At 72.1% G+C, this 25,469-nt stretch carries 24 protein-coding genes; 18 read left to right on the forward strand and 6 right to left on the reverse strand.

Features of this window, described 5'->3' with window-relative positions:
- The first annotated feature begins 28 nt into the window (after window positions 1-28).
- The 4 genes from hutU to hutI are packed head-to-tail and all read left to right on the forward strand — an operon-like array spanning window position 29 to window position 5,500.
- Window positions 29-1,699 (forward strand): urocanate hydratase, encoded by a 1,671-nt coding sequence (hutU, locus tag ACH4FH_RS02930; RefSeq protein WP_398553930.1) that lies wholly within the window; start codon window positions 29-31, stop codon window positions 1,697-1,699.
- A complete protein-coding gene (locus tag ACH4FH_RS02935; protein WP_398553931.1) occupies window positions 1,696-2,934 on the forward strand; it encodes an allantoate amidohydrolase in 1,239 nt (412 codons plus the stop codon). The genes hutU and ACH4FH_RS02935 overlap by 4 nt, the downstream gene beginning before the upstream one ends.
- On the forward strand, window positions 2,925-4,283 hold the full coding sequence (locus tag ACH4FH_RS02940; RefSeq protein ID WP_398553932.1) for a formimidoylglutamate deiminase: 1,359 nt from the start codon (window positions 2,925-2,927) through the stop codon (window positions 4,281-4,283). The genes ACH4FH_RS02935 and ACH4FH_RS02940 overlap by 10 nt, the downstream gene beginning before the upstream one ends.
- A gap of 35 nt (window positions 4,284-4,318) precedes the next feature.
- Window positions 4,319-5,500 carry an imidazolonepropionase gene (gene hutI / locus ACH4FH_RS02945; RefSeq protein WP_398553933.1) on the forward strand — a complete coding sequence of 394 codons (1,182 nt, stop codon included), beginning with the start codon at window positions 4,319-4,321 and terminating at the stop codon, window positions 5,498-5,500.
- A 290-nt stretch (window positions 5,501-5,790) separates the two neighbouring features.
- On the opposite strand, the gene ACH4FH_RS02950 is transcribed toward hutI, so the two are convergent.
- On the reverse strand, window positions 5,791-6,630 hold the full coding sequence (locus tag ACH4FH_RS02950; protein ID WP_398553985.1) for an RNA polymerase sigma factor SigF: 840 nt from the start codon (window positions 6,628-6,630) through the stop codon (window positions 5,791-5,793).
- 359 nt (window positions 6,631-6,989) lie between these two features.
- Between ACH4FH_RS02950 and ACH4FH_RS02955 the strand changes: the two genes are divergently transcribed.
- The 6 genes from ACH4FH_RS02955 (at window position 6,990) to ACH4FH_RS02980 (ending at window position 12,775) form a co-directional block, all read left to right on the forward strand.
- Window positions 6,990-7,358 carry an STAS domain-containing protein gene (locus ACH4FH_RS02955; RefSeq protein ID WP_398553934.1) on the forward strand — a complete coding sequence of 123 codons (369 nt, stop codon included), beginning with the start codon at window positions 6,990-6,992 and terminating at the stop codon, window positions 7,356-7,358.
- A gap of 172 nt (window positions 7,359-7,530) precedes the next feature.
- Window positions 7,531-8,034, forward strand: coding sequence for an ATP-binding protein (locus tag ACH4FH_RS02960; protein WP_398553935.1), 504 nt, complete (start codon window positions 7,531-7,533; stop codon window positions 8,032-8,034).
- Window positions 8,035-8,242: 208 nt separating this feature from the next.
- Complete coding sequence (locus ACH4FH_RS02965) at window positions 8,243-8,950, forward strand: LPXTG cell wall anchor domain-containing protein (protein WP_398553936.1); 708 nt, start codon at window positions 8,243-8,245, stop codon at window positions 8,948-8,950.
- 116 nt (window positions 8,951-9,066) lie between these two features.
- Window positions 9,067-10,128, forward strand: a complete 1,062-nt coding sequence (locus ACH4FH_RS02970) for a hypothetical protein (RefSeq protein ID WP_398553937.1) — start codon at window positions 9,067-9,069, stop codon at window positions 10,126-10,128.
- Window positions 10,129-10,250: 122 nt separating this feature from the next.
- Window positions 10,251-11,369: a hypothetical protein gene (locus ACH4FH_RS02975; RefSeq protein WP_398553986.1), complete on the forward strand. Its 1,119-nt coding sequence runs from the start codon at window positions 10,251-10,253 to the stop codon at window positions 11,367-11,369.
- Complete coding sequence (locus tag ACH4FH_RS02980) at window positions 11,369-12,775, forward strand: hypothetical protein (protein WP_398553938.1); 1,407 nt, start codon at window positions 11,369-11,371, stop codon at window positions 12,773-12,775. The genes ACH4FH_RS02975 and ACH4FH_RS02980 overlap by 1 nt, the downstream gene beginning before the upstream one ends.
- A gap of 119 nt (window positions 12,776-12,894) precedes the next feature.
- On the opposite strand, the gene ACH4FH_RS02985 is transcribed toward ACH4FH_RS02980, so the two are convergent.
- Complete coding sequence (locus ACH4FH_RS02985; protein ID WP_398553939.1) at window positions 12,895-14,424, reverse strand: peptide MFS transporter; 1,530 nt, start codon at window positions 14,422-14,424, stop codon at window positions 12,895-12,897.
- A 484-nt stretch (window positions 14,425-14,908) separates the two neighbouring features.
- On the opposite strand from ACH4FH_RS02985, the gene ACH4FH_RS02990 reads away from it, so the two are divergent.
- Entirely contained in the window at window positions 14,909-15,589 is a 681-nt protein-coding gene (locus tag ACH4FH_RS02990; RefSeq protein WP_398553940.1) for a response regulator transcription factor, read from the forward strand.
- Window positions 15,590-15,658: 69 nt separating this feature from the next.
- Window positions 15,659-16,906, forward strand: a complete 1,248-nt coding sequence (locus ACH4FH_RS02995; protein ID WP_398553941.1) for an ATP-binding protein — start codon at window positions 15,659-15,661, stop codon at window positions 16,904-16,906.
- Window positions 16,907-16,922: 16 nt separating this feature from the next.
- Here ACH4FH_RS02995 and ACH4FH_RS03000 read toward each other — a convergent pair whose 3' ends face one another.
- Together ACH4FH_RS03000 and ACH4FH_RS03005 are read right to left on the reverse strand one after the other, a co-directional pair.
- The gene (locus ACH4FH_RS03000; protein WP_398553942.1) at window positions 16,923-17,432 is read right to left on the reverse strand and encodes a GtrA family protein; all 510 of its coding nucleotides are present in this window, start codon (window positions 17,430-17,432) and stop codon (window positions 16,923-16,925) included.
- Window positions 17,433-17,585: 153 nt separating this feature from the next.
- On the reverse strand, window positions 17,586-18,017 hold the full coding sequence (locus tag ACH4FH_RS03005) for a protease inhibitor I42 family protein (protein ID WP_398553943.1): 432 nt from the start codon (window positions 18,015-18,017) through the stop codon (window positions 17,586-17,588).
- Between the two features lie 169 nt (window positions 18,018-18,186).
- On the opposite strand from ACH4FH_RS03005, the gene ACH4FH_RS03010 reads away from it, so the two are divergent.
- From ACH4FH_RS03010 to ACH4FH_RS03025, 4 genes are all read left to right on the forward strand, one after another.
- A complete protein-coding gene (locus ACH4FH_RS03010; RefSeq protein WP_398553987.1) occupies window positions 18,187-19,317 on the forward strand; it encodes a 5-(carboxyamino)imidazole ribonucleotide synthase in 1,131 nt (376 codons plus the stop codon).
- Between the two features lie 83 nt (window positions 19,318-19,400).
- Window positions 19,401-19,901: a 5-(carboxyamino)imidazole ribonucleotide mutase gene (gene purE / locus ACH4FH_RS03015; protein WP_398553988.1), complete on the forward strand. Its 501-nt coding sequence runs from the start codon at window positions 19,401-19,403 to the stop codon at window positions 19,899-19,901.
- Window positions 19,901-21,103, forward strand: a complete 1,203-nt coding sequence (locus ACH4FH_RS03020; RefSeq protein WP_398553944.1) for a dipeptidase — start codon at window positions 19,901-19,903, stop codon at window positions 21,101-21,103. The genes purE and ACH4FH_RS03020 overlap by 1 nt, the downstream gene beginning before the upstream one ends.
- Before the next feature lie 121 nt (window positions 21,104-21,224).
- Complete coding sequence (locus tag ACH4FH_RS03025) at window positions 21,225-22,550, forward strand: dipeptidase (protein ID WP_398553945.1); 1,326 nt, start codon at window positions 21,225-21,227, stop codon at window positions 22,548-22,550.
- Between the two features lie 13 nt (window positions 22,551-22,563).
- Here ACH4FH_RS03025 and ACH4FH_RS03030 read toward each other — a convergent pair whose 3' ends face one another.
- The gene (locus tag ACH4FH_RS03030; RefSeq protein WP_398553946.1) at window positions 22,564-22,929 is read right to left on the reverse strand and encodes a VOC family protein; all 366 of its coding nucleotides are present in this window, start codon (window positions 22,927-22,929) and stop codon (window positions 22,564-22,566) included.
- A gap of 73 nt (window positions 22,930-23,002) precedes the next feature.
- On the opposite strand from ACH4FH_RS03030, the gene ACH4FH_RS03035 reads away from it, so the two are divergent.
- Entirely contained in the window at window positions 23,003-23,563 is a 561-nt protein-coding gene (locus ACH4FH_RS03035) for a CGNR zinc finger domain-containing protein (protein ID WP_398553947.1), read from the forward strand.
- A 58-nt stretch (window positions 23,564-23,621) separates the two neighbouring features.
- Here the strand turns inward: ACH4FH_RS03035 and ACH4FH_RS03040 are convergent, their stop codons facing one another.
- The gene (locus tag ACH4FH_RS03040) at window positions 23,622-24,962 is read right to left on the reverse strand and encodes a UDP-glucose dehydrogenase family protein (protein WP_398553948.1); all 1,341 of its coding nucleotides are present in this window, start codon (window positions 24,960-24,962) and stop codon (window positions 23,622-23,624) included.
- Between the two features lie 268 nt (window positions 24,963-25,230).
- Here ACH4FH_RS03040 and ACH4FH_RS03045 point away from each other — a divergent pair.
- The coding region (locus ACH4FH_RS03045; protein WP_398553949.1) for an acyl-CoA dehydrogenase family protein at window positions 25,231-25,469 on the forward strand (239 nt) is incomplete at its 3' end.

Raw genomic sequence — 25,469 nt, forward strand, 5'->3', positions numbered from 1 at the left:
TCCATTCGATGGCAGGGAGGCAGGGCCCATGTCGGGACCGCGACCCGTGCGGGCACCGCGCGGTACGGAGCTGAGTGCTCGGGGATGGCAGCAGGAAGCCGCGCTGCGGATGCTGCAGAACAACCTCGACCCGGAGGTGGCGGAGCACCCCGACCAGCTCGTCGTCTACGGCGGAACGGGCAAGGCCGCCCGTGACTGGCGCTCCTTCGACGCGATGGTGCGCACGCTCACCACGCTCAAGCAGGACGAGACCATGCTCGTCCAGTCCGGCCGGCCGGTCGGCGTCATGCAGACGCACGAGTGGGCGCCGCGGGTGCTCATCGCCAACTCCAACCTGGTCGGCGACTGGGCCAACTGGGAGGAGTTCCGGCGTCTGGAGGCCCTCGGCCTGACCATGTACGGGCAGATGACCGCGGGCTCGTGGATCTACATCGGCACCCAGGGCATCCTCCAGGGCACCTATGAGACCTTCGCGGCCGTCGCGGCCAAGAAGTTCAACGGCACCCTCGCCGGGACGGTCACCCTCACCGCAGGACTCGGCGGCATGGGCGGCGCCCAGCCGCTCGCCGTCACCATGAACGACGGTGTCGCGATCTGCATCGACGTCGACCCGCGCGCCATCGAGCGCCGGATCGAGCACCGCTACCTGGACGTGCGGGCGGACAGCCTCCAGCACGCCCTCCAGCTCGCCGTCGAGGCCCGTGACCAGCGCAAGCCGCTCTCCATCGGGCTGCTCGGCAACGCCGCGGAGCTGCTGCCGCAGATGCTGGCCGAGGGCGCGCCGATCGACATCGTCACCGACCAGACCAGCGCCCACGACCCGCTGGCCTACCTGCCGGTCGGGATCGACTTCGACGACATGGCCGCCTACGCCGCGGAGAAGCCCGCCGACTTCACCCAGCGGGCCCGCGAGTCCATGGCCCGGCACGTCGAGGCCATGGTCGGCTTCATGGACGCCGGCGCCGAGGTCTTCGACTACGGCAACTCCATCCGTGGTGAGGCCCAACTCGCCGGATACGAGCGCGCCTTCGCCTTCCCCGGCTTCGTGCCCGCCTACATCCGGCCGCTGTTCGCCGAGGGCAAGGGGCCGTTCCGCTGGGCCGCGCTGTCCGGCGACGCCCGCGACATCGCCGCCACCGACAAGGCCATCCTCGACCTCTTCCCGGAGAACGAGTCGCTGGCCCGCTGGATCAAGCTGGCCGGCGAGCGGGTGCACTTCCAGGGCCTGCCCGCCCGGATCTGCTGGCTCGGCTACGGCGAGCGCGACAAGGCGGGCGAGCGGTTCAACGAGATGGTCGCCGACGGCACCCTGCGCGCGCCGCTGGCCATCGGCCGCGACCACCTCGACTGCGGCTCGGTGGCCTCGCCGTACCGCGAGACCGAGGCCATGAAGGACGGCTCCGACGCCATCGCCGACTGGCCGCTGCTCAACGCCATGGTCAACGTCGCCTCCGGCGCCTCCTGGGTCTCGCTGCACCACGGCGGCGGCGTCGGCATGGGCCGTTCGATCCACGCCGGTCAGGTGACCGTCGCCGACGGCACCCCGCTGGCCGGCGAGAAGATCCGCCGGGTGCTCACCAACGACCCCGGCATGGGCGTCATCCGGCACGTCGACGCCGGCTACGAGCGCGCTGACGAGGTGGCCGCCGAGCGCGGGGTCCGCATCCCGATGCGCGAGGGCGAAGGCGGGGGCGCGTGACCGCCTCGTTCCACGAGATGTGGCAGGAGCTGCGGCCCATCGGCCGCAGCTCCGCCTCCGGGGGCTACCGCCGCTACGCCTGGACCGGCGCGGACACCGACTGCCGCGCGTGGTTCAGGGCGCAGGCCGAGGCCCGCGGGCTGGCCTACGAACTGGACCGCAACGGCAACCAGTGGGCGTGGCTCGGTGCGACGACGTACCGGGACGTCGCCCCGGGCGACGCCGTCGTCACCGGCTCCCACCTGGACTCCGTACCGGACGGCGGCGCCTTCGACGGGCCGCTGGGCGTCGTCTCCTCCTTCGCGGCACTGGACGAACTCCGCAGGAGGGGAGCGGACTTCGCCAAGCCACTGGCGATCGTCAACTTCGGCGACGAGGAAGGCGCCCGCTTCGGGCTGGCCTGCGTCGGCTCCCGGCTGGCGGCCGGGGCGCTGACCGCCGAGGCGGCGCATCAGCTGCGCGACGGCGACGGCGTCACCCTGCCGCAGGCCATGGAGCGGGCCGGATACGACCCGGAGGCCATCGGCCCGGACCCCGAACGGCTCGCCCGTATCGGCGCCTTCGTCGAACTCCACGTCGAGCAGGGCCGGGCCCTGGACCTCTCCGGTGACCCGGTCGGCATCGCCTCCGCCATCTGGCCGCACGGCCGCTGGCGGTTCGACTTCCACGGCGAGGCCAACCACGCCGGCACCACCCGCCTCGACGACCGGCGCGACCCGATGCTCAGCTATGCCGCGACCGTGCTCGCCGCCCGCGAGCAGGCCCGGCTGGCCGGCGCCCTGGCCACCTTCGGGAAGATCAGCGTGGAGCCGAACGGGGTCAACGCCATCCCCTCGCTCGTCCGCGGCTGGCTGGACTCCCGCGCCGCCGACCAGGACACCCTGGACACCGTCATCACCGGGATCGAACGGGCGGCGAGCGAGCGTGCCGCCCGCGACGGTGTGGAGCTCCGCGTCGTGCGCGAATCGTTCACCCCCGTGGTGGAGTTCCAGCACGCCCTGCGGGACGAGCTGGCCGCGATCCTGGGCAAGGCGGGGGATCGCCCGGTGCCCGTGCTCGGCACCGGCGCGGGCCACGACGCCGGTATTTTGTCCGGAACCGTCCCCACCGCCATGCTGTTCGTCCGCAACCCCACCGGCGTCTCGCACTCACCCGCGGAAGCGGCGGAGGAGAACGACTGCGTCACCGGGGTCACCGCACTCGCCGACGTACTGGAGGGGCTGGCGTGCCGCTGACGCCGCAGGCAACACCGACGACGTACTGGCTCGAACACGCCTGGCTCGGCACGCATGTCGAGCCGGGCGTCACCGTGGACGTGCGGGACGGGCGCATCGCGGCCGTACGCACCGGAGCCGGCGACCCGCCGCCCGGCGCCGTCACGCTGCGCGGCCTGACCCTGCCCGGCCTCGCCAACGCCCACAGCCACGCCTTCCACCGCGCCCTGCGCGGCACCGTGCAGGTGGGCTCCGGCACCTTCTGGACCTGGCGCGAGGTCATGTACAAGGTCGCCGCGCGCCTCACCCCGGAGACCTACTACGCCCTCGCGCGCGCCGTCTACGCCGAGATGGCGCTGGCCGGCATCACCTGCGTCGGCGAATTCCACTACCTCCACCACGCGCCCGGCGGCACCCGCTACGACGACCCCAACGCGATGGGGGAGGCGCTGATCGCGGCCGCCGCCGACGCCGGCATCCGCATCACCCTCCTCGACACCGCCTATCTGTCCGCAGGATTCGGCGCCCCGCCCGAGCAGCACCAGCTGCGCTTCTCCGACGGCAGCGCCGACGCCTGGGCCCAGCGCGCCGACGCGCTCAAGGACGGCCGCGACCACGCCCGCATCGGCGCCGCCATCCACTCCGTACGCGCCGTCCCCGCCGACCAGCTGAGCACCGTCGCCCACTGGGCGCAGGAGCGGCGGGCGCCCCTGCACGTCCATCTCTCGGAGCAGACCGCGGAGAACGACGCCTGCCACGACGCGCACGGCCGCACGCCCACCCAACTGCTCGCCGACCACGGCGCCCTGGGCCCACGCACCACGGCGGTGCACGCCACCCATCTCACCGACCAGGACATCGCCCTGCTCGGCGGGGCCGGCACCGGCGTGTGCATGTGCCCGACCACCGAACGCGACCTCGCCGACGGCATCGGCCCGGCCACCGGGCTCCAGGGCCACGGCAGCCCGCTCTCCCTCGGCAGCGACAGCCACGCCGTCATCGACCTGCTCGAAGAGGCCCGCGCGATGGAGCTCGACGAGCGGCTGCGCAGCCGCACCCGCGGGCACTGGACGGCCGCCGCGCTGCTGCGGGCCGCGACCGCCGACGGTCACGCGGCCCTGGGCTGGGACGACGCGGGCGCCATCGAGACCGGCGCGCTCGCCGACCTCACCACGATCGCGCTGGACTCCGTACGCACCGCCGGACCGCCGCCCCGACTCGGCGCCGAGACGGCAGTATTCGCCGCCTCCGCGGCGGACGTACGTCACACGATCGTCGGCGGAAGGCAGATCGTCCGGGACGGTGCGCACACGCTGCTGCCCGACGTGCCCGCCGCCCTCGCCGCATCCATCGCCGCAGTGAGCGGCTGACGGGCCCCACCCCGCTCAAGGAGAACACCCCCGCGATGACGACGAACTCCACGCCGACCACCGCCATCACCCACATCGCCCAGCTCGTCACCAACGACCCCTCCCTCGGTGAAGGCCCCCTCGGTCTGATCCAGGACGCGGCCGTCGTCATCGACGGTGACCGCATCGCCTGGGTCGGTACGTCCAGCAAAGCACCCGCCACCGACAACGCCGTCGACGCGGCCGGCCGCGCGGGCATCCCCGGCTTCGTCGACTCCCACTCCCACCTCGTCTTCGGCGGCGACCGCACCGCGGAGTTCAACGCCCGGATGTCCGGGCGCGCCTACTCCGCCGGCGGCATCCGCACCACGGTCGCGGCCACCCGCGCCGCCACCGAAGAGGCCCTGCACGCCAACGTCGCCCGCTACCTCGCCGAAGGGCTCCGCCAGGGCACCACCACCCAGGAGACCAAGTCCGGCTACGGGCTCACCGTCGAGGACGAGGCCAGGGCGCTGCGCATCGCCGCGGCGCACACCGATGAGGTCACCTTCCTCGGCGCCCACATCGTGCCGCCCGAGCACGCCGACGACCCGGCGGCCTACGTCGACCTCGTCACCGGCCCGATGCTGGACGCCTGCGCCCCGCACGCCCGCTGGGTCGACGTCTTCTGCGAGAAGGGCGCCTTCGACGGCGACCAGGCGCGGGCCATCCTCACCGCGGGCAAGGCCAGGGGCCTGCTGCCGCGCGTGCACGCCAACCAGCTCGGTCACGGCCCCGGCGTGCAGCTCGCCGTCGAACTGGGCGCGGCCTCCGCCGACCACTGCACCCATCTCTCCGCCGCGGACATCGACGCCCTCGCGCAGTCCGAAACGGTCGCCACGCTCCTGCCGGGCGCCGAGTTCTCCACCCGCGCGAAGTGGCCCGACGCGCGTCCGCTGCTCGACGCGGGCGCCACCGTCGCGCTGTCCACGGACTGCAACCCCGGCTCGTCCTTCACCAGCTCCATGGCGTTCTGCATCGCGCTGGCCGTCCGCGACATGAGGATGACGCCGGACGAGGCCCTGTGGTCGGCGACCGAGGGCGGCGCCCGCGCACTGCGTCGTACGGACGTGGGCCGGATCACCCCAGGCGCTCGCGCCGACCTCGCCCTGCTCGACGCGCCCTCCCACGTCCACCTCGCCTACCGGCCCGGGGTACCGCTCGTCTCGGACGTCTGGCACAAGGGAGTCCGCCTCTAGGAGCGGGCAGGGCGGGACTCTGCGGGTGGTCCCGGACCGCGAGGACGCCGCCGCACGCTCAGAGCGCCCTCTGAGCGGCTCTCACGGCCGGGTAGGGCCGTGCGGGCTTTCTCCACGGCCCACGCCGCTCCAGGACGCGAGAGCGCCCGCCAGCGGCCCCGGAGGCTGTCCGGCAGCCCCGGCCCCTCCCCCCGAGCAGCAGAGGAGGGCCCGTCCCGAGTACCGCTCGGGGCAGGCCCTCCTCTGCGCGGGCGGCTGTCGGTCGGCGGACCGGCAGTGACCGCGGACCGTCACTCGTCGACCATCAGCCCCTTGCGGAGCCGCCCCAGCGTGCGGGACAGCAGCCGGGAGACGTGCATCTGCGAGATGTTCAGCTCCTCGCCGATCTCCGACTGCGTCATGTTCGCGACGAACCGCAGCGAGAGGATCTTGCGGTCGCGCGCCGGCAGCTCGGCGATCAGCGGCTTGAGCGACTCGACGTACTCGATGCCCTCGAGGCCGTGGTCGTCGTAGCCGATGCGGTCCGCCAGGGCGCCTTCGTTGTCGTCCTCCTCGGGCTGGGCGTCCAGCGAGCTCGCGGTGTACGCGTTGCTCGCGGCCATCCCCTCGACGACCTCGTCCCGGGTGATGTCCAGGCGGTCGGCGAGTTCCTGGACCGTGGGGGCGCGGTCGAGCTTCTGTGCCAGCTCGTCGCCCGCCTTGGCGAGGTCCAGACGGAGTTCCTGCAAACGCCTCGGTACGCGCACCGACCAGCTGGTGTCGCGGAAGAAGCGCTTGATCTCGCCGACGATGGTCGGCATCGCGAACGTCGGGAACTCGACGCCACGGCTGAGTTCGAAGCGGTCTATCGCCTTGATGAGGCCGATCGTGCCGACCTGGACGATGTCCTCCATGGGCTCGCTGCGGGAGCGGAACCGGGAGGCCGCGAACTTCACCAGGGCGAGGTTGAGCTCGACCAGGGTGTTACGGACGTACGCGAATTCGTGCGTGCCTTCCTCCAGCGACTCCAGCCGCTCGAAGAGGGTCTTGGACAGTGCCCTCGCGTCCACCGGACCCACCTCGTCGTACGGCGGGATCACGGGCAGACCGTCGATCTCAGCGATTTCCACCAGTTCTGATTCAGCTGGCATCGGCTGGGAAGGGATCTGACCGGTCGGGTCGGACGGGGGTGTCGACGACGCGTGCTGCCGGGTGTCTTCGGTGCGCAATTCGTCGATCCGGGGTGACATGGTGTCCTCCATGGTTCTCGGCATATGGCTGCCGATGGCTCTACGCGGAGCGTGGGTGTGCGGCGCCTCCAAAGCCGGCCGTTTCGAACGTGACTGTTCTTGCCTACCTGGGTTTACCTGAAGATGGCAAGTGCGTGTTGCCCGTATTTCGCGCTATATGAGGATTGTTCGGCTACCCGTGCGTCCGGTGAGGGCGTAGGGTTCGACCAGTTCAGTCGTAAGCAAACCCATCGCCGAGACAGCAAGAGAGGTGCGCTCGCATGGACCGCGGGACGGTCGACAGTGCAAGCCGGGGCCGGCTGCACGTCGTGATCCGACATGACGGCGCCAGCGCGGTCGTGACCGTCGCGGGTGAGCTCGATCACCACACCGCAGATCTGTTGCGTGAGTCACTGGAAGGCTGCGTGGACGACGGCTACGCACGCCTGGTGATCGATTGCTCACCCCTTGAGTTCATGGACTCCACCGGACTCAACGTACTGCTGGGCGCCCGCCTGAAGGCGGAGGCCGCCGGCGGTGGTGTGCACCTGGTGGGGATGCAGCCGGTGGTCGCCCGGGTCTTCGAGATCACGGGCGCGGACGCGGTCTTCACCGTGCACGAATCGCTCGACGCGGCACTGTCCGACTGACCGTGGCGGGGGTGTCCGGAAGGTTGCGTTCCGGGCACGTAGTCCGTGTCACAACTTCCGTACCCAAGAAGTGGGTGTTCTCACGGTCCGGTCGGGCAGGAGACATCTGAATCCGTTGAATCAGTCAGTTTCTGTTTTCCGTGAACAGGCGAATCGGTGAGGTGAAGCGCTGATGAGCACCACCCGGCCGTACCCGCCGGGCGATCTCGGCCCGGAAGCGGGTGGCGCCGGCGCCTCTGCCGCCGCCCCGGCCGCCGCCCCGGTGGGTCAGGTCCGTCGGCTGCGTCTTGCGGGCACCCGAGGGGCCGTGGCGCGTGGCCGCGACTTCGCCCGCCAGGCGCTGCACGACTGGGGCTGGCTCCCGGCCGCCAACGCCGATCAGCGGGCCGCCGCCGAGGACGTGCTGCTGGTCGTCTCCGAGCTGGTCACCAACGCCTGCCTGCATGCCGAAGGGCCCGAGGAGCTGCGACTGCGCTGCACCTCGAAGATGCTGCGGCTGGAGGTCAGCGACCTCGGCGCGGGCTCGCCGGAGCCCCGCAGCCCGCACCGTCCGGGGCGACCGGGGGGCCACGGCATGTTCATCGTGCAGCGGCTGTGCCTGGACTGGGGCGTCGTACGCAACCCCACGGGCTCGGGCAAGACGGTCTGGGCGGAGCTCGCCGGACCCGCTGCCTGACGGGGCGCGAACCCGAGAGTGAAGAGCGGGCCTGCGGGCCCGCGCTTTGGCGTGTTCGGACCCTAATCTCCCCGCCGTCGCCCGCCCGGTGCGATCGGGGCTGCACTGTGCCTTCCCTCGACAAGGTCCCCGGCGTACCTTGAGCGCCCAATCTGATGTGCCGTCAGTAAATCCGGCGGCGCGCTCTCCGGGAGAAGGGGAACTCACAGTGGCCCGCTTCCACGCACAGCACCGCGGCCGCCCGCGCCGGACGGCCGGCCTGGCCGCGGCCGTGGCCATGACGGCGGGGTCCGCGGTGATGCTCACCGCGCCGGCCGCGCACGCCGAGGTCGTCGACGTCAACTACCAGTGCAAAACGCCGATCGGCAACAAGGGCGCGGTCTCGCCCATCGATATCAAGGGCACACCGAGCGGCAGCGCGTACAAGCTCGTCATGTCCTTCCAGAAGGGGGTCTCCTCCAGCCCCGTCGAGCTGGGCAAGGGCGCGATGAAGCCGAGCGCGCTGATCAAGCTGGGCGGTGCGGAGAGCGGCACGGTCCCGGTCTCCGGGCCCGCCAACGACAAGGCGATACCGGCCAACACCCCCATAAAGATCAGCGACTTGAGCGGCACCTATACGCCGAAGGGCAGCGGCAAGGTCACCTTCACCGCCTCCACGCTCACCATCAAGGCCCTCGGCACCACCACCACCTGCACGCCGAGCAACAGCCCCAAGCCCTCGCTCAGCCTGGACGTCAAGGGCTCCGGCGGCGCGGGCGGCAGCAGCAGTGGCGGCTCCGCGGGCTCCTCCGGTGGGGAGCTGCCGCAGACCGGCCCCGCGGACTCCGCCGTCGCCCTGGGCACCCTTGGCGGCACCGTGCTGCTGGCGGGCGCGGCCGGGGTGCTCTGGCTGACCCGCCGTCAACAGCGGACCTGACGCGGGAAGGCTGAAGGGCTGCGGATCCCGAGCCCGGTAGGCCCGAGCCGACCGCCGCGGCGCAGCCCGCCCGCCCGCACACCCGCACCCCGCTCTCCGTACGCCAGGAGCCGCCGATGCCGTTCCGTACCCGCGCAGTGGTCACGGGCGCGGTCCTCGCGACCGCCGCCGTGCTGCTGTGCCCTGCCGCGGCCGTCGCCCGGACGCCCGCCGCACCGGCCGCGGCGCCCAGGGCCGCTCCGTCCGCGCCGGGCTGGTCCGCCGCGCCCGCGCCCGGCAGCGGGGCACGGCCCGGCGCGCAGGACCGCCCCTTCTTCTACCTGGAGGGCGCGCCGGGGACCGTCATGACCGACCGGCTCTCCCTCAGCAACCCCACCGGCCGGCCCGTCACCGTCCAGCTCCGAGGCAGGGCACTCGGCCCCGCCGGCAGCGGGGCCCTCGCGGTGCGCGGCGCCGGACACGGCTCGGGTGCGGGGTCCTGGATCGCGCCGGCCGCCGAACGGGTCGACATCCCGGCGCGTACCCGGGCGAGCGTCCCCTTCACGGTGACCGTGCCCCGCGACGCGCTCCCCGGCGACCACCCCGCGGCGCTCGTCGCGACGAGCGGCGGGCGGCACAGGACGGTGCGGATCCATCTGCGGGTGACCGGTCCCGCGCTGTCCGCGCTGAGCGTGGAGGACGTGTCGGTGACCCGGCGGGGGAGCGCCGCGGTCATCGGATACACGCTGGTCAACCGCGGCAACACGGTGCTCACGCCACGGCTCGCGGTGCGCGCGGACGGTCTCCTCGGAACGGAACTGCGCCGCGCGGCACGCGCACTGCCCGTCGAGCTGCCGCCCGGCCGGCGCCTCGCGCGCACCGAGATCTGGCGTGATCCGCCGGCGTTGGACGCGGTGGACGTGCGCCTCGGCGTGACGGCGGGCGGCGGGGCGCGGGCCACCGGCGCGGCGACCTACACGGCCGTCCCGTGGACCCCGGCGGCCGGAGCGGCGCTGGCCCTGACGGCGGGCTGCGGCTGGGTGCTGCGGCGGCGGAGACGGGCGCGGCCGGGCCGCGGGGCCGAGGGGAGCGAGGGCGGCAGCGGCGCCGCCGCCCCTGAAGTGGGCGGCCGGACGAGGGAATTGGCGAGTACGGGAGCCGGTGCGGCATCGGGACCGGGATCAGGAGTGCGCTCGTGAACCGCGAAACGGATCGTTCGGTGGACCGCGGGCGGGGAACGCCCGCGCTGCTCCAGGCGGAGCACGCGGAACTGCCCCGGGCACGCGCCCGCCCTCTGCGCGGTCGCGTCCTGCGCCGGGCCGTGGGGGCACTCGCGCTGTGCGCGGCCTCGGCCCTTCCGACGCTGCCCGCGACGGCCAATGCCACCGGACTCCCCTCGGCCGTGGGCGCCCCCACCGTGGCCCGCGCCCCCGCGGCCGACGACCGGCCCTCCGTCCGGCTCTTCGACAAAGAGGCGGGCAAGGGCGGCACCCTCACCGTGACCGGCCGCGGATGGCGGCCCAAAGCGCTGCTCACCCTGCTGATCTGCGGCCAGAACATGATCGGCGGCACCAACGCGTGCGCCAACGGCGACGGACGGGCCGTCACCACCGACAGCCACGGGGCGTTCCGCAGGAGCCTGCCGGTCGCCGAACCGCCCAAGCCCTGCCCGTGCGTGGTGCATGTGGCCACGGTGACCGGTGCCGCGGACGCCGCGGACGCCGCCTTCACGGTGGCCGGGCACCCCGTGGCGCCGCTGCCCGAGGAGCGGCCCGGCGGGCGGTTGACGGCGCTCGCCCCGCCGCGCCTGACGGGCAGCAGCGGCCTGCTGAACTGGTTCGGCGCACCGCCCCAGCGCCGGCTGACCGTCACCGTCGGCAATCTCGGCCCGACGGCGGCCCGCAACCCGGTCTTCCAGGTCGGCACCTCGCACGGCGTCTTCGCGCCCGAGTGGGAGGAGCAGCAGTGGCGCGGGACCGTACCCGCCGGGCGGAAGGCGGAGATCACGCTGCCCGTGGAGCTGGCCGCCGGAGCGCACGGCGACTACCTGGTCTCGCTCAAGTACGGGGGCAAGATCCTGGCCGAGCAGCCCTGGGGGGTCGGCAGGCCCTGGGGCGTGACGCTCTTCTGGGTGCTGCTGTGCCTGGTGGTCCCGACCGCCGTGTTCCGTATCGGGATGGCGGTCGTGGAACGCGTACGCCCCGCCCGCGCGGCCCCCGACCGCCACCGGCCCGCGGCGTACGGCGACGGGAGGACCCTGATCCGTCGCGGCAAGAGGTACGGCAAGAACCGCAGGAACAGCAGGAGCCCGGCAGCACCCGGCGCGCCGGACGGGCCGCACGGCCCGGACGGTTCCGCCGCGCTGCCGTGGTTCACCCCGGACACCGCACCGTCCACCACCACATCAACCGAACGACCGACGTCGAAAGGTTCTGCGTGATGAGGAAACGGAGCAGAGCGGGTGTGGCCTCGGCGGCCGCGCTGATGCTCGCGGGTGCGGGGGTGCTGGTCGCGGCCGGTCCCGCCCAGGCAGCGGAAGTGGCGTACCTGACGGAGTGTCTGCCGCCGCCGATATCCGGGCTGCCGCCGATCGAGGGCACCACCAAGGTGGCGGTCAGCGCGCCCGCGACGGCCAAGGTCGGCGACGAGATCGAAGTGGTCTGGAAGACGATCGAGGGGGCGTCGAAGAACCCCGACATCCTGGACCTGGCGGCGGACACCGTCCAGCCGACCGGCACCATCAAGGTGGCCGGGGCACAGGCCGGTGAGCTGGCGATGCAAGGGCCGCGGCAGAACCCGCCGATCCCCAAGAACAGCCCGATGAAGCTGTCCGACATGAAGGGCAAGCTCAAGCTGGAGAAGCCGGGCGAGGTCACGCTGACGCCGGGCTTCTACAACATCAACGTCAACAAGCCGATCTCCACCGACACCAAGTGCACGCCCAAGGAGGAGGTGAAGCCCGCGGTCACCATCACGGTGACCGACGGCGGCGGGACGACGGGCGGCAGCAGCGCGGGCGGTGCGGACGGCGGCACGACGGCCGGCACCTCGGGGACCTCCACCGGGACGACCTCCGGCACGTCCGGCGGCGACGCGGGCGGCGACACGGGCGGCGACGACGGAGGCTCAAGCGCCGGGGCGTCCGGCGGTTCGGGCGGTTCCGGCGGCGACCCCGACGGCACGGCGTACCAGGGCAAGGAAGTGCAGGTGCCCTACGCCTGCAAGACCCCCATCGGCGACAAGAAGGCCACCTCACCGGTCCAGGTCAACGCCGTGAAGAAGGGCGGCGCGTACGACCTGACGGTGAAGTTCCGCAAGTCCGTCATGGACAGCCCGGCGGACATCCCCAAGGACTCGGTCAAGCCGTCGATGGAGGTCACGGTCGGCGGCGCGGACAAGGGCTCGGTCAAGGTCGAGGGCCCGACGAACGCCGAGCCCATCAAGTCGGGCCAGCCGATCGAGATCCCCGACCTCAAGGGCACGTACAAGCCGGGCGCGGCCGGGAAGTCGACGCTGACCCCGGGCGTACTGACCGTCAACGCCCTCGGGACGACCACGACCTGCACCCCGGAGAAGGACCCGGGTGTCTCGCTGGCCCTGGACACCACCGCCCAGCCGGGCGGCACCACGGGCGGCTCCTCCGGCGGCGCGGCAGCGTCCGGCGGCACGGCGGGGCCGGCGAGCGCCTCGGGCGGCAGCGGCAGCGCGGGCAGCGGCGGCCTCGCCGAGACGGGCGCGAGCGACCAGGGGAGCCTGCGCGCCCTGGGCCTCGTCGCCGGCACCGTCATGCTGCTCGGTGGGGCGGTCTTCACCTTCACCCCGTGGCGGCGGCTGCAGCAGCGGTAACCGCTCCGGACGCGCCCGCACGGCGGCAGGCCCTGCGGGCAGGGCCTGCCGTACGCGCCGGAACGCGAAGGGCCCGGCACGCAGCAGCGTGCCGGGCCCCTTCACGGGTGCGGGTCGCGTCAGCGGACGTCGCCCATGAGCGCCACGATCTTCTTGCGGTACGTGTACACCGCGAAGCCGGCAAGCACCGCCAGTGCCGCCTCCACCGCCAGCACGGTCGTACCGCTCAGGTCCACGCCACCGATGGACAGCAGGCCCGTCACGCAGTCACCCGCGGTGACGGCGAGGAACCAGACGCCCAGCATCTGGCTGGCGTACTTCTGCGGCGCCAGCTTGGTGGTCACCGACAGGCCGACCGGGGACAGGCACAGCTCACCGATGGTCTGGATCATGTAGATGGAGATCAGCCACATCGGGCTGACCTTCGTGCCGTCCGTGGACATCATCATCGGGACGATGAAGACGAAGAACGAGGCGCCGATGAGGACCATCGCCATCGCGAACTTCACCGTGGTGCTCGGCTCGCGGTTCCCGCGCGCCAGCCACAGCCACAGCCACGCGAGGACCGGCGCCAGCGCCATGACCCACAGCGGGTTCACCGACTGGAACCAGGACGACGGGAAGCTCATCCCGAAGACCTCGCCGGCGGTGTTCTTCTCGGCGAAGGCGGACATCGTCGAGCCGCCCTGATCGAAGATCATCCAGAACACGGCGGCGGCCACGAAGAACCAGATGTAGCCGCTGACCTTGGTCTGCTCGCTCTCGCTGAGCTCCTTGTCGCGCTTGATGCGCGCCAGCACCGAGACCGGGATGATCAGGCCGGCCAGCGTGATCGGGATCAGCGCCCAGTTCAGGGTGAAGTGGCCGGAGATGACGACCGCGCCGTAGAAGACCGCCGTGACGGCGATCCAGATCAGGCCCTTGCGCAGCCACATGGCGCGCTCCTCGGCCTGGAGCGGGGTCGGGACGACGCTGCTCTGCGGGCTGAGGTGGCGGGTGCCGATCAGGAACTGCACCAGGCCCAGGGCCATGCCGAGCGCCGCGAGCGCGAAGCCCAGGTGCCAGTTGACGCTCTGACCGACGGTGCCGATGACCAGCGGAGCGGCGAACGCACCGAGGTTGATGCCCATGTAGAAGATGGTGAAGCCGCCGTCACGACGCGGGTCCTGCGGACCGTCGTAGAGGTGGCCGACCATCGTCGAGATGTTCGCCTTCAGCAGGCCCGAGCCTGCTGCGACAAGCGCGAGGCCGACGAAGAACATCGCCTGGCCCGGGACGGCCAGCGCCAGGTGGCCGGCCATGATGACGCCCGCCGAGATGGCCACGGTCTTCCGCGGCCCCCAGACCCGGTCGCCGAACCAGCCGCCGGGCAGGGCGAGGAGGTAGACCATTGCGAGATAGACCGCGTAGATGGCCGAAGCGGTGACCACGTTCATGGCCAGACCGCCACCCTGGGCCCCCTTCTCGGCATCCGCGCCGCCGGAGATCAGGTAGACCACGAGCAGGGCTCGCATGCCGTAGAAGCTGAAGCGCTCCCACATCTCGGTCATGAAGAGAGTGGCCAGACCGCGGGGGTGGCCGAAGAAGGTTTTGCCGCCGTCGGCAGGGTTCCCCTGCTGGGCCGCGTCCTTCGTCAGGCTGGACGCCATTGGTGTTCCTTGGTCTCTCGGGACGCGTTCGACACCGATACGCGCCCGGGTGGGGGGTGACCGGCACCGGCGCAGACATGTCCGCCCCCACGTCCGGGGGTTCGGCGCCTCCTGAGGAGACATCGGCAGGACGGTCGTACACCGGGGTCCACGCCCCCCGTGCTGCTGGCGCGGCGGACCCGGTCGAGAGGTCTCTCACTGTGAGCGGGGCTGGTGGTTCCAGCCCTGCACACAACAGGGACCGACGACACCAGTAGGAGTCGTGGGTCCCGAGGTTGTGCGACGGACGTCCGGCCACCATACGTCTGGTTCGACCACCAATGGGGTCCGTGAGACAACGCTCACACTGACGCAGGGAACCGGACGGGGCGGCCCCGCCCATGGGTCCGCAGGTCACCGTCGCCGTCGGCGCGGCAAGGGTCCCGCGTGGCCGCTCCCCGCTGGTCCGCCCCTGGGGCGCAATACATCGGACTACCATCGGGCCATGACCCGTGTACTGCTCGCCGAGGATGACGCGTCCATCTCGGAGCCGCTCGCCCGCGCACTGCGCCGCGAGGGTTACGAAGTCGAGGTGCGCGAGGACGGCCCCACGGCGCTCGACGCCGGTCTCCAGGGCAATATCGACCTGCTCGTGCTCGACCTGGGCCTGCCCGGTATGGACGGCCTGGAGGTCGCCCGCCGGCTGCGCAACGAAGGCCACTCCTGCCCCATCCTGGTGCTGACCGCCCGCGCCGACGAGGTGGACACCGTCGTGGGACTGGACGCCGGCGCCGACGACTACGTCACCAAGCCCTTCCGGCTCGCCGAACTCCTCGCCCGCGTACGCGCGCTGTTGCGCCGCGGCTCCACCGCCGAGCCGCAGCAACCGCCGGCCACCCACGGCGTACGGATCGATGTCGAGTCGCACCGCGCGTGGATGGGCGACGAGGAACTCCAGCTCACGGCGAAGGAGTTCGACCTGCTGCGGGTCCTGGTGCGGGACGCCGGACGGGTCGTCACCCGCGATCAGCTGATGCGCGAGGTCTGGGACACCACCTGGTGGTCCTCGACGAAGACGCTGGACATGCACATCTCCTGGCTCCGCAAGAAGCTCGGTGACGACGCCGCCAATCCGCGCTACATCGCCACCGTGCGCGGTGTCGGCTTCCGCTTCGAAAAGAGCTGAGGCGCCCGCGCCCCTGCCGTCGGGTGGGAAGCCCAGAGAGAACCGCCGATTTCCTGCCCGGAGGGCACCGTGCGCCGCCGCCTGATCAACTCCACGCTCGCCGTGGTGCTCGTCGTGATCGCCGTCTTCGGCGTCTCGCTCGTCATCGTCGAGACCCGCACCATCCAGGCGGGCGCGCAGGAGAGCGTGGCGTCCGAGGCGGTCCGGCTCGTGGGGATAGTGGAGAGCCGGCTGGGCAGCGGGGAGAAGATCACTCCGGAGATCCTCTCCGAGCAGATCACCGACAAGCGCTACGCCCGGATCCAGGTACCCGGCAGGCCCGTGATCGAGATCGGGCGACGCCCCTCGGGCGACGTCATCGAGTCGGAGGTCAAGGGGGACCGCGGCGAGTCCGTCACGGTCCAGGAGTCCCGCTCCACCGTCAGCGCGGAGATCGGCCGGACGCTGCTGGTCATCCTGGCCGTCGCGCTGCTGGCCATCGCCGCCGCCGTCATCCTCGCCGTCCGCCAGGCCCGACGGCTGACCGCGCCGCTCACCGACCTCGCCGAGACAGCCGAGCGGCTCGGCTCCGGAGACCCGCGCCCGCGCCACCGCCGCTACGGGGTGCAGGAGCTGGACCGGGTCGCGGATGTGCTGGACGCCAGCGCCGAGCGGATCGCCCGGATGCTGACCGCCGAGCGCCGACTGGCCGCCGACGCCTCCCACCAGCTGCGCACGCCGCTGACCGCGCTGTCGATGCGGCTGGAGGAGATCACCGTCACCGACGATCCGGACACCGTGAAGGAAGAGGCCACCATCGCGCTGGCCCAGGTGGAGCGGCTCACCGACGTCGTCCAGCGGCTGCTGACCAATTCCCGCGATCCGCGCAGCGGCTCGGCCGTCGCCTTCGACCTGGACGAGGTCGTCAAGCAGCAGATCGAGGAGTGGCGCCCGGCCTACCGCAGCGCGGGGCGGGCCATCGTCCGCTCCGGCAAGAAGGGGCTGCGGGCCGTCGGCACGCCGGGCGCGGTCGCGCAGGTGCTGGCCACCCTCGTCGAGAATTCGCTGATGCACGGCGACGGTACGGTCGCGCTGCGCATCCGGGTCACGGGCAACCAGGCGGTCGTCGAGGTCACGGACGCCGGGCCCGGGGTGCCCCCTGACCTGGGCTCGCGGGTCTTCGAGCGGACCGTATCGGGCCGCAACTCCACCGGCCTCGGGCTGGCCGTCGCACGGGATCTGGCGGAGGCCGACGGTGGGCGACTGGAGCTGCTCCAGCAGTATCCGCCGATCTTCGCGCTGTTCCTGGCCCGGGAGGCCGAGGGCGGGGAGGGCTGAGCCCCTCGCGGCCCCGCTACTTGCGGGTGGTGCTCCGCGGCCGCGGCGAGCCGTCGGCGAGGAAGGACTCCGCGGTCTCCACGGCCGTGCGTGCGGGCAGCGCGCGGAAGACCCAGCTGCGGTAGGACCAGAAGCGGAAGAGCGTGGCGACGCCGATGCCGAGGAACTTGAAGATGTTGCTCTGGAGCGGGGTGTCCCAGTCGAAGCCGTACGTCGCGGCGTAGAGGATGCCGTTCTCGATCACCAGGCCCACGACGCTGAACAGCAGGAAGAGCGAGAGTTCCCTGGTGCGGCCCTGCTTGTCGCGGTCGCGGTAGGTGAAGTAGCGGTAGCCGAGGTAGTTGGTGCCGGTCGCCACCACCGTCGCCACGATGCTGGCCCGCACGACGGGTACCTCGGTCAGATGCCGTACGAGGTTGAACACCGCGAAGTTCACGATGACGCCTGCGCCGCCCACGGCCCCGAACTTCACGACTTCCCGGGTGAGCGCCTCCAGCCTCGACCGCAGTGCGCTCCGTTCAGTCATGGTGATCGTTTCAGCTCCCCGTCGTGGGCGGATGTCCGCGGCCGTCAATGCTGGTCCGCACCTCATGCTAACCAGCGCTGCCGGGCGGTGCCCGCCGCCCGCCGGGTGCCCCCGGATGCCGGGGCCGCCCGGCCGTGGGCGTGCGGCGGCGCGTCAGCGGACGGTGACGCGGAAGTTCAGGGTGCGGGCGCCGGCCTCGTCGGCCGCTCCGGGGCCGCAGACATGGCAGCGCAGCAGCCGCAGGTCCGTACGCCCGGCACGGACCGCGGTGAAGTCGAGGTAGCGCGAGCCGCCGGTGCCGGACGGCGGCGGATCGTCGGCGTCGAAGTGTCCCCCGGCGGCCTTCAGAACGGCCGGTTCCGGACGGGGCTCGGCGATGATCCAGCGGAAGCCGTCGGCGGGGTCGTCGGCGACCCGTACGGCGAAGCGTTCGCCGGGGGCGACCGCTATCTCGGTGCTGCGATCGTCGTAGACCTTCGGCCCGGACAGCTGGCTGAGTACCGAATGGACCGCCACCAGCAGCGCGGTGAGCGCGACGATGACCACCAGTACGCCGGGGTTCTTCGCTATGCCACTCTTCCCCATCGGGCCTCCCCTTCGCCCCACCCGAGCCCCTGACCGCTGAGCCTAACCGCCCTTGTTGATCTTCAGGTGGGGATCGTCGAACTGGCGCACTTGGATGATCCTCCAAGGCCGGGTCGGGCAGCGCCCTCGGGCGGATACCCTGGGGAGCGTGACGTTCCCGGTAGTCGGCATGGTCGGTGGCGGTCAGCTCGCCCGTATGACCCACGAGGCGGGTATCCCCCTCGGCCTGAAATTCAAGCTCCTCAGTGACACCCCGCAGGATTCGGCGGCCCAGGTGGTCAGCGATGTCGTCATCGGCGACTACCTCGACCTGGAGACGCTGCGCGCCTTCGCTCAGGGGTGCGATGTGATCACCTTCGATCACGAGCACGTTCCCACCGAGCACTTGCGGGCGCTGGAGGCGGACGGCATCCCCGTCCGCCCCGGCCCCGACGCGCTGGTGCACGCCCAGGACAAGGGGGTGATGCGGGCGAAGCTCGACGCGATCGGCGCTCCCTGCCCGCGGCACCGCATCGTCTCCGACCCCGCGGATGTCGAGCGCTTCGCGGCGGAGGGGGCGGGCTTCCCGGTGGTCCTCAAGACCGTCCGCGGGGGCTATGACGGCAAGGGCGTGTGGATCGTACGATCCTCCAAGGAGGCGGCGGATCCGTTCCGTGCCGGGGTGCCCGTCCTGGCCGAGGAGAAGGTCCCCTTCGTCCGGGAACTGGCCGCCAACGTCGTCCGCTCGCCGCACGGTCAGGCCGTGGCGTATCCGGTCGTGGAGTCCATCCAGGTCAACGGCGTCTGCGACACGGTCATCGCCCCGGCGCCCGACCTGTCCGACGAGCTGTCCGCGCGGGCGCAGCAGCTCGCCCTGCGCATCGCGGACGAGCTGGGTGTCATCGGCCACCTCGCGGTCGAGCTGTTCGAGGTCAGGGACGCCGACGGCGAGCCCGCCGTCCTGGTCAACGAACTCGCGATGCGCCCGCACAACTCCGGCCACTGGACCCAGGACGGCGCGATCACCTCGCAGTTCGCCAACCACGTCCGCGCCGTGCTCGACCTGCCGCTCGGCGATCCGCGTCCGCGCGCCACCTGGACGGTGATGGCCAACGTCCTCGGCGGCGACTACCCGGACATGTACACCGCGTATCTCCATTGCATGGCACGCGATCCGCAGTTGAAGATCCACATGTACGGCAAGGACGTGAAGCCCGGCCGCAAGGTCGGACACGTCAACACCTACGGCGACGACCTGGCCGACGTGCGTGAGCGCGCCGCGCACGCCGCCGGCTACCTGCGAGGAACGATCACCGAATGACCGACGCCGCGACGCCCGACCACCGCCCCGCACCGCGCACCGACGACACCGAGGCGCCGGCCGGCCCCGTCGTCGGCATCGTCATGGGCTCCGACTCCGACTGGCCCGTCATGGAGGCCGCCGCCAAGGCCCTCGACGAGTTCGAGATCCCCTACGAGGTCGACGTGGTCTCGGCGCACCGCATGCCGCACGAGATGATCGCGTACGGCGAGCACGCCGCCGGGCGCGGTCTGAAGGCGATCATCGCGGGCGCCGGGGGAGCGGCCCACCTCCCCGGGATGCTCGCCTCGGTCACCCCGCTGCCGGTCATCGGCGTCCCCGTCCCGCTGAAGTACCTCGACGGCATGGACTCGCTGCTGTCCATCGTGCAGATGCCGGCGGGTGTGCCGGTCGCCACCGTCTCGGTCGGCGGAGCACGCAACGCCGGACTGCTGGCCGCCCGCATCCTCGCCGCCCATGACCGTGAACTCCTCGGCCGGATGCGGGAGTTCCAGCAGGAGCTGAACGACCAGGCGACGGAGAAGGGCAAGAGGCTGCGCAACAAGGTCGCCTCGCCGGCCGGTTTCGGCTTCGGGGGCAAGTGATGGCCGCGCCCGACCCGCGGGTCGCCGAACTCCTCGCGGAGTTCCCCATCGTCGACGGCCACAACGACCTCCCCTGGGCACTGCGCGAGCAGGTGCGCTACGACCTCGACCAGCGCGATATCGCCGGTGACCAGTCGGCGTATCTGCACACCGACCTCCCCCGGCTGCGGGCCGGCGGCGTCGGCGCGCAGTTCTGGTCGGTCTACGTCCGCTCCGACTACCAGGGCGACAAGGCGGTCAGCGCCACCCTCGAACAGGTCGACGTGGTGCGGCAGCTGGTCGCCCGCTACCCCGACGACCTGCGGCTCGCACTGACCGCGGACGACATGGAGGCCGCCCGCACGGACGGCGTCATCGCCTCCCTGATGGGCGCCGAGGGCGGCCACTCCATCAACAGCTCGCTCGCCACCCTGCGCGCGCTGCACCAGCTGGGCGTGCGCTATATGACGCTCACCCACAACGATTCGCTGGCCTGGGCGGACTCGGCGACCGACGAGCCGCGGGCGGGCGGCCTGAGCGCCTTCGGCGAGGAGGTCGTCCGGGAGATGAACCGCCTGGGCATGCTCGTCGACCTCTCGCACGTCGCCGCCGAGACGATGCGCGACGCGCTCCGCGTCACCAGCGCGCCGGTGATCTTCTCGCACTCCTCCGCCCGCGCCGTCTGCGGGCACCCGCGCAACATCCCCGACGACGTCCTGGAGCGGCTGCCCGCCAACGGCGGCATCGCGATGGCCACCTTCGTGCCGAAGTTCGTGGTCCCCGCGGTCGGCGAGTGGGTGCTGCGGGCGGACGAGAACATGCGGGCGCACGGCTTCCACCACCTGGACACCACCCCCGAGGGGATGCGGGTGCACAAGGCCTTCCAGGCCGAACACCCGATGCCGGAGGCCACCGCCGCGGACGTCGCCGACCACCTCGACCACATGCGCGAGGTCGCCGGGATCGACCACCTCGGTCTCGGCGGCGACTACGACGGCACCGCCTTCACCCCGAGCGACCTGGCCGATGTGGCGGGCTATCCGCAGCTGATCGGCGAGCTGCTCGCCCGCCGGTGGTCGGCGGCCGACCTGGCCAAGCTCACGTGGCGGAACGCGGTGCGCACCCTGCGCGCCGCCGAGGACGTCGCCCGCGCCGAGCAGGCCACCCGAGGCCCCTCCCACGCGACGATCGAGCAGCTGGACGGCCCGGCGGCCGCCGGCTGACGGCCCATCGGCGGGCCGCCGCGCGTGCGGCCCGCCGGTAACCCGTACGGATCGCTCACCGCGAACCGTTCCGGCGCCCGTGCGACGGTGGCCGTACCACCGTCCTTGAGGGAGCGCCGACATGGCCGATCTCGCGACCCAGTACCAGCAAGAGGGCAGCACGGCTGTCGTCGGTGACGTCGCGGTGGGTGCCGTGCCACGCTCCGCCGGCCTCATCGCCCCGGAGGTGCTCGGCATACCCGGAGCCGCCGAGGACCCCGAGGAACCGGAGCATCCGGAAGCCCCTGCCGACGCCGGCGCCGACGCACCGACCGGCCGTCTCACCCCCTGCCGGCCCCCGCTGCCGCCCCATCTGCGCGGTCCGCTCGGCAGGGCCCGCGCACTGCTCGCCGCGCACCCCGTCGTCGACGGCTGCAACGGTCTGCCCTGGGCGCTGCGGCAGCACACCGGCCGCAACCGGAAGCCGGGCCACCGCCTCGCCCTCGACCGCGGCGAGACCCGGGTGCGTACCGATATCCCGAGGCTGCGGGCCGGCGGTGTCGGCGGCCAGTTCTGGTCACTCCAGGTGCCGTCCGAGCTGACCGGTGCGCCGGCGGCCGAGGCGACCCTGGCGCAGATCCGCCTCGTGCGGGCGCTGGTGCGCTCCTACCCCGACGCGCTGCGGCTCGCGCTCTGCGCCGACGACGTCACCGAGGCCCACCACCACGGCCGGATCGCCTCGCTGCTCGGCCCCGCGAGCGGCCACGCCCTGGACAGTTCGCTGGACGTCCTGCGCACCTTCCACCGGCGCGGCGTACGGGCGCTGGAGCTGACCGGGGACCACAACACCCCGTGGGCGGACTCCGCCACCGACGAGCCGAAGGCCGGCGGACTGACGCCGTTCGGTGAGGAGGTGGTGCGTGAGATGAACCGCCTCGGCATGCTCGTCGACCTCTCCGCAGGCTCCGCCGACACCATGCGGCACGCGCTCGCGGTCAGCAGGGCCCCGGTGTTCTGGTGCCAGGCGGCGGCCCGTTCGGTGACCGACCACCCCCGCAACATCCCCGACGAGGTGCTCGCACAGCTGGCGCGCAACGGCGGCGTCTGCATGGTGACCTTCCGTCCGGAGCGCATCGTGTGCGGCACCGCCCCGGCCTCCGTGCAGCACATCGCGGACCATCTCGACCATGTGCGGGCGGTCGCGGGGCCCGATCACGTAGGTCTCGGCGCGGGCTTCGACACCGATCCGGCCACCGTGCACCGCAGCCCGCTGCCGGACGTCGCGGGCTATCCGCAGCTGATCGCCGAACTCATCGACCGGGGCTGGTCGTTCCGCGATCTGGCCGGCCTCACCCGGGGCAACGCGCTGCGTGCCCTGCGCGGGGCGGAAGCCGCCGCGCGCTCCCTCCGCGGCCGCAGGGTGCCGTCGAAGGCGACCATCGAGCGGCTGGACGGCGCCCGGGTGTGACCGGCGGCCCGGCTCACTTCATGCAGAGGCAGAAGGGGTGCCCGACCGGGTCGAGATAGACCCGGAAGTCGCGCTTTCCCTCGTCGTGCCACACGAGCTTCGCACCCAGCCCGAGGACCTTCCGCTCGGCCTCCTCGATGTCCGCGGTGCGCACGTCGAAATCCAGGTGCAGCTGCTGCGGCACGTCCTGGCCGGGCCAACGGGGCGGCCGGTAGTTCTCCACCTGCTGGAAGGCGAGCTTCCGGCCGTCCGGCCCCACGACCTCGTACCAGTCGTCCTCGCCACCGGCCTGCCAGCCGAGCACATCGGCGTAGAAGTCGGCGAGGGACGCGGGATCGGGACAGTCCAGTGCGACGACGCCGAGTTCGATGAGGGCCATGCGTTACCTCCTGGTCGATTCAACCGGTAACTCCGTTACTGCATAATGGCCCACTGCCGGTAACGTGGCAAGGGTGACCGACCGCTCAGCGCCGGATGCCCTGCTCCTGGTGCAGGACCTGGTGAACACCCTGGACATCGAAACCGGCGCGGACGCGCTCACCGCCGAGGGCGGCCTCCACGCGTTCCTCCGCGGGCACGGCGCCCCCGACCTCGTACCGGGCACCAGCGCCGCGGAGGCGCTACGGGAGCTGCAAGAGCTGCGGGAGGCGTTGCGCGCCGCCTGCCTCGCGCACAACGTCCGGGCCGCGGTTCCCGAGGAGGCGGCGCGGACGCTGGACCGGCTGCTGGCCCGCGCGCCGCTCGTACTGGCCGTCGCACCCGACGGCGGCGCGGCGTTGCGCCCGGCCCCCGGCCTGGAGGGCATCGCCCGGCTCACCGCACGGATATCGGCGGGCATCGCGACCGCGGTCGCCGACGGGACCTGGCCCCGGCTCAAGGCATGTGAGGCCCACGACTGCCTCTGGGTCTTCTACGACAAGAGCCCGGCCGGCCGCAGCCGCTGGTGCACCATGGCGGTCTGCGGCAGCCGGGCGAAGATGCGGACCTATCGCGCCAGACGCGCGGAGTCCTGAGGGCCTGCCACCGGCCCCGCGCGCACGGCGGCGCCGGAGCCGGCAGTCCTTGTCCGGCCTATGCCTGCGGGCGGCCCAGGGCGCGGTAGGTCCAACCGGCCTTGCGCCACAGCTGCGGGTCCAGGGCGTTGCGGCCGTCGAGGATGCGGCGCTCCGAGACGACCTCGCCGAGCGCGGCGGGGTCCAGCTCGCGGAACTCGCGCCACTCCGTCAGGTGCAGCACGGCGTCCGCGCCGCGTACCGCCTCCAGCGCGCTGTCCGCGTAGGCCAGGGTCGGGAAGAGCCGCCGGGCGTTCTCCATGCCCTTGGGGTCGTAGACGGTGACCTGTCCGCCCTGGAGGTGGATCTGACCGGCCACATTGAGCGCGGGGGAATCGCGTACGTCGTCGGAGTCCGGCTTGAACGTGGCACCCAGCACGGCGACCCGCTTGCCGAGGAAGGCGCCGCCCACCGCGTCGCGGGTCAGCTCGACCATGTGACCGCGGCGCCGCATGTTGATCGAGTCGACCTCGCGCAGGAAGGTCAGTGCCTGGTCGGCGCCCAGCTCGCCGGCGCGGGCCATGAACGCCCGGATGTCCTTGGGCAGGCAGCCGCCGCCGAAGCCGATGCCGGCCCGCAGGAACTTCTTGCCGATCCGATCGTCGTGCCCGATGGCCTCGGCGAGCTTGACCACATCGCCGTCGGCCGCCTCGCAGACCTCCGCCATCGCGTTGATGAAGGAGATCTTCGTGGCCAGGAAGGAGTTCGCGGAGGTCTTCACCAGCTCGGACGTCGGGTAGTCCATGACGATGAACGGCGAGCCCTCGCCCACCGGCGTCGCGTATACCTCGCGCAGCAGCTTCTCGGCCCGCTCGCTGGCGACACCCACGACGATGCGGTCCGGGTGCAGGGTGTCCTTGACGGCGAATCCCTCACGGAGGAACTCCGGGTTCCAGGCCAGCTCGGCGTCCTCGCCGGCCGGGGCCAGGGCCGCCAGCCGCTCGGCGAGCCCGGCCGCGCTGCCCACCGGCACCGTGGACTTGCCGACGACCAGCGTCGGCCGGGTCAGGTGCGGCGCCAGCGAGGTGAACGCGGACTCGACGTAAGACATGTCACAGGCGTACTCGCCGTGCTTCTGAGGGGTGTTGACGCAGACGAAGTGCACATCGCCGAACGCCCCGGCCTCCTCGTAGGAGGTGGTGAAGCGCAGCCGGCCGGTGGAGCCGGCGATCCCGGCGACGTGCCGGCGCAGCAGATCCTCCAGGCCCGGCTCGTACATCGGGACCTCGCCGCGCCCCAGCATCTCGATCTTCTCCGGGACCACATCGAGCCCCAGCACCTCGAAGCCCAGCTCGGCCATGGCCGCGGCGTGGGTGGCGCCGAGGTAGCCGGTGCCGATCACGGTGATCTTGAGGGGCATGGATGCTCCAGAAAGGTGGTGCCGGCGCGGTGCGCCGCCGTTGCGGGGCGGGGGTCGGTGCGGGGTCGGGTGACGGGAGGCGTACGGGAAACTGCGCGGACCGAGCATAGCCGCGCGCGCACGGGGGCGATCCAGCGCTCGCACCGGCTCCGGCCTGGTCTGTCGGGAACCTCACGTATCGGTAACCGTGACGGCACCCTAGAATCCGGTGAGTATCCGGTTACTTAACGGTAGTTAGCTCAGTCAGCTCTCAGGGGAGTGAGAAACCTTGGCGGGAACCGCCGATTTCGATCTGTACCGGCCGTCCGAGGAGCACGACATGCTCCGGGAGTCGGTGCGTGCGCTCGCCGAGGCGAAGATCGCGCCCTTCGCCACCGCGGTGGATGAGGAGGCGCGCTTCCCCCAGGAGGCACTGGAGGCGCTGGTCGCCAATGACCTGCACGCCGTCCATGTGCCGGAGGCGTACGGCGGTGCCGGCGCCGACGCGCTGGCAACCGTCATCGTCAT

It is taken from the genome of Streptomyces sp. NPDC017993, assembly GCF_044328065.1.
Taxonomy (GTDB): Bacteria; Actinomycetota; Actinomycetes; order Streptomycetales; family Streptomycetaceae; genus Streptomyces.

What these genes read in the sequence shown, in the direction of transcription:
- hutU (WP_398553930.1), top strand. Translation starts at nt 29, where the DNA reads ATGTCGGGACCGCGACCCGTGCGGGCACCGCGCGGTACGGAGCTGAGT.
- hutI (WP_398553933.1), top strand. Translation starts at nt 4,319, where the DNA reads ATGACGACGAACTCCACGCCGACCACCGCCATCACCCACATCGCCCAG.
- ACH4FH_RS02950 (WP_398553985.1), bottom strand. Translation starts at nt 6,630, where the DNA reads ATGCCAGCTGAATCAGAACTGGTGGAAATCGCTGAGATCGACGGTCTG.
- ACH4FH_RS02955 (WP_398553934.1), top strand. Translation starts at nt 6,990, where the DNA reads ATGGACCGCGGGACGGTCGACAGTGCAAGCCGGGGCCGGCTGCACGTC.
- ACH4FH_RS02960 (WP_398553935.1), top strand. Translation starts at nt 7,531, where the DNA reads ATGAGCACCACCCGGCCGTACCCGCCGGGCGATCTCGGCCCGGAAGCG.
- ACH4FH_RS02970 (WP_398553937.1), top strand. Translation starts at nt 9,067, where the DNA reads ATGCCGTTCCGTACCCGCGCAGTGGTCACGGGCGCGGTCCTCGCGACC.
- ACH4FH_RS02980 (WP_398553938.1), top strand. Translation starts at nt 11,369, where the DNA reads ATGAGGAAACGGAGCAGAGCGGGTGTGGCCTCGGCGGCCGCGCTGATG.
- ACH4FH_RS02985 (WP_398553939.1), bottom strand. Translation starts at nt 14,424, where the DNA reads ATGGCGTCCAGCCTGACGAAGGACGCGGCCCAGCAGGGGAACCCTGCC.
- ACH4FH_RS02990 (WP_398553940.1), top strand. Translation starts at nt 14,909, where the DNA reads ATGACCCGTGTACTGCTCGCCGAGGATGACGCGTCCATCTCGGAGCCG.
- ACH4FH_RS03000 (WP_398553942.1), bottom strand. Translation starts at nt 17,432, where the DNA reads ATGACTGAACGGAGCGCACTGCGGTCGAGGCTGGAGGCGCTCACCCGG.
- ACH4FH_RS03005 (WP_398553943.1), bottom strand. Translation starts at nt 18,017, where the DNA reads ATGGGGAAGAGTGGCATAGCGAAGAACCCCGGCGTACTGGTGGTCATC.
- ACH4FH_RS03010 (WP_398553987.1), top strand. Translation starts at nt 18,187, where the DNA reads ATGGTCGGTGGCGGTCAGCTCGCCCGTATGACCCACGAGGCGGGTATC.
- purE (WP_398553988.1), top strand. Translation starts at nt 19,401, where the DNA reads ATGGGCTCCGACTCCGACTGGCCCGTCATGGAGGCCGCCGCCAAGGCC.
- ACH4FH_RS03020 (WP_398553944.1), top strand. Translation starts at nt 19,901, where the DNA reads ATGGCCGCGCCCGACCCGCGGGTCGCCGAACTCCTCGCGGAGTTCCCC.
- ACH4FH_RS03025 (WP_398553945.1), top strand. Translation starts at nt 21,225, where the DNA reads ATGGCCGATCTCGCGACCCAGTACCAGCAAGAGGGCAGCACGGCTGTC.
- ACH4FH_RS03030 (WP_398553946.1), bottom strand. Translation starts at nt 22,929, where the DNA reads ATGGCCCTCATCGAACTCGGCGTCGTCGCACTGGACTGTCCCGATCCC.
- ACH4FH_RS03040 (WP_398553948.1), bottom strand. Translation starts at nt 24,962, where the DNA reads ATGCCCCTCAAGATCACCGTGATCGGCACCGGCTACCTCGGCGCCACC.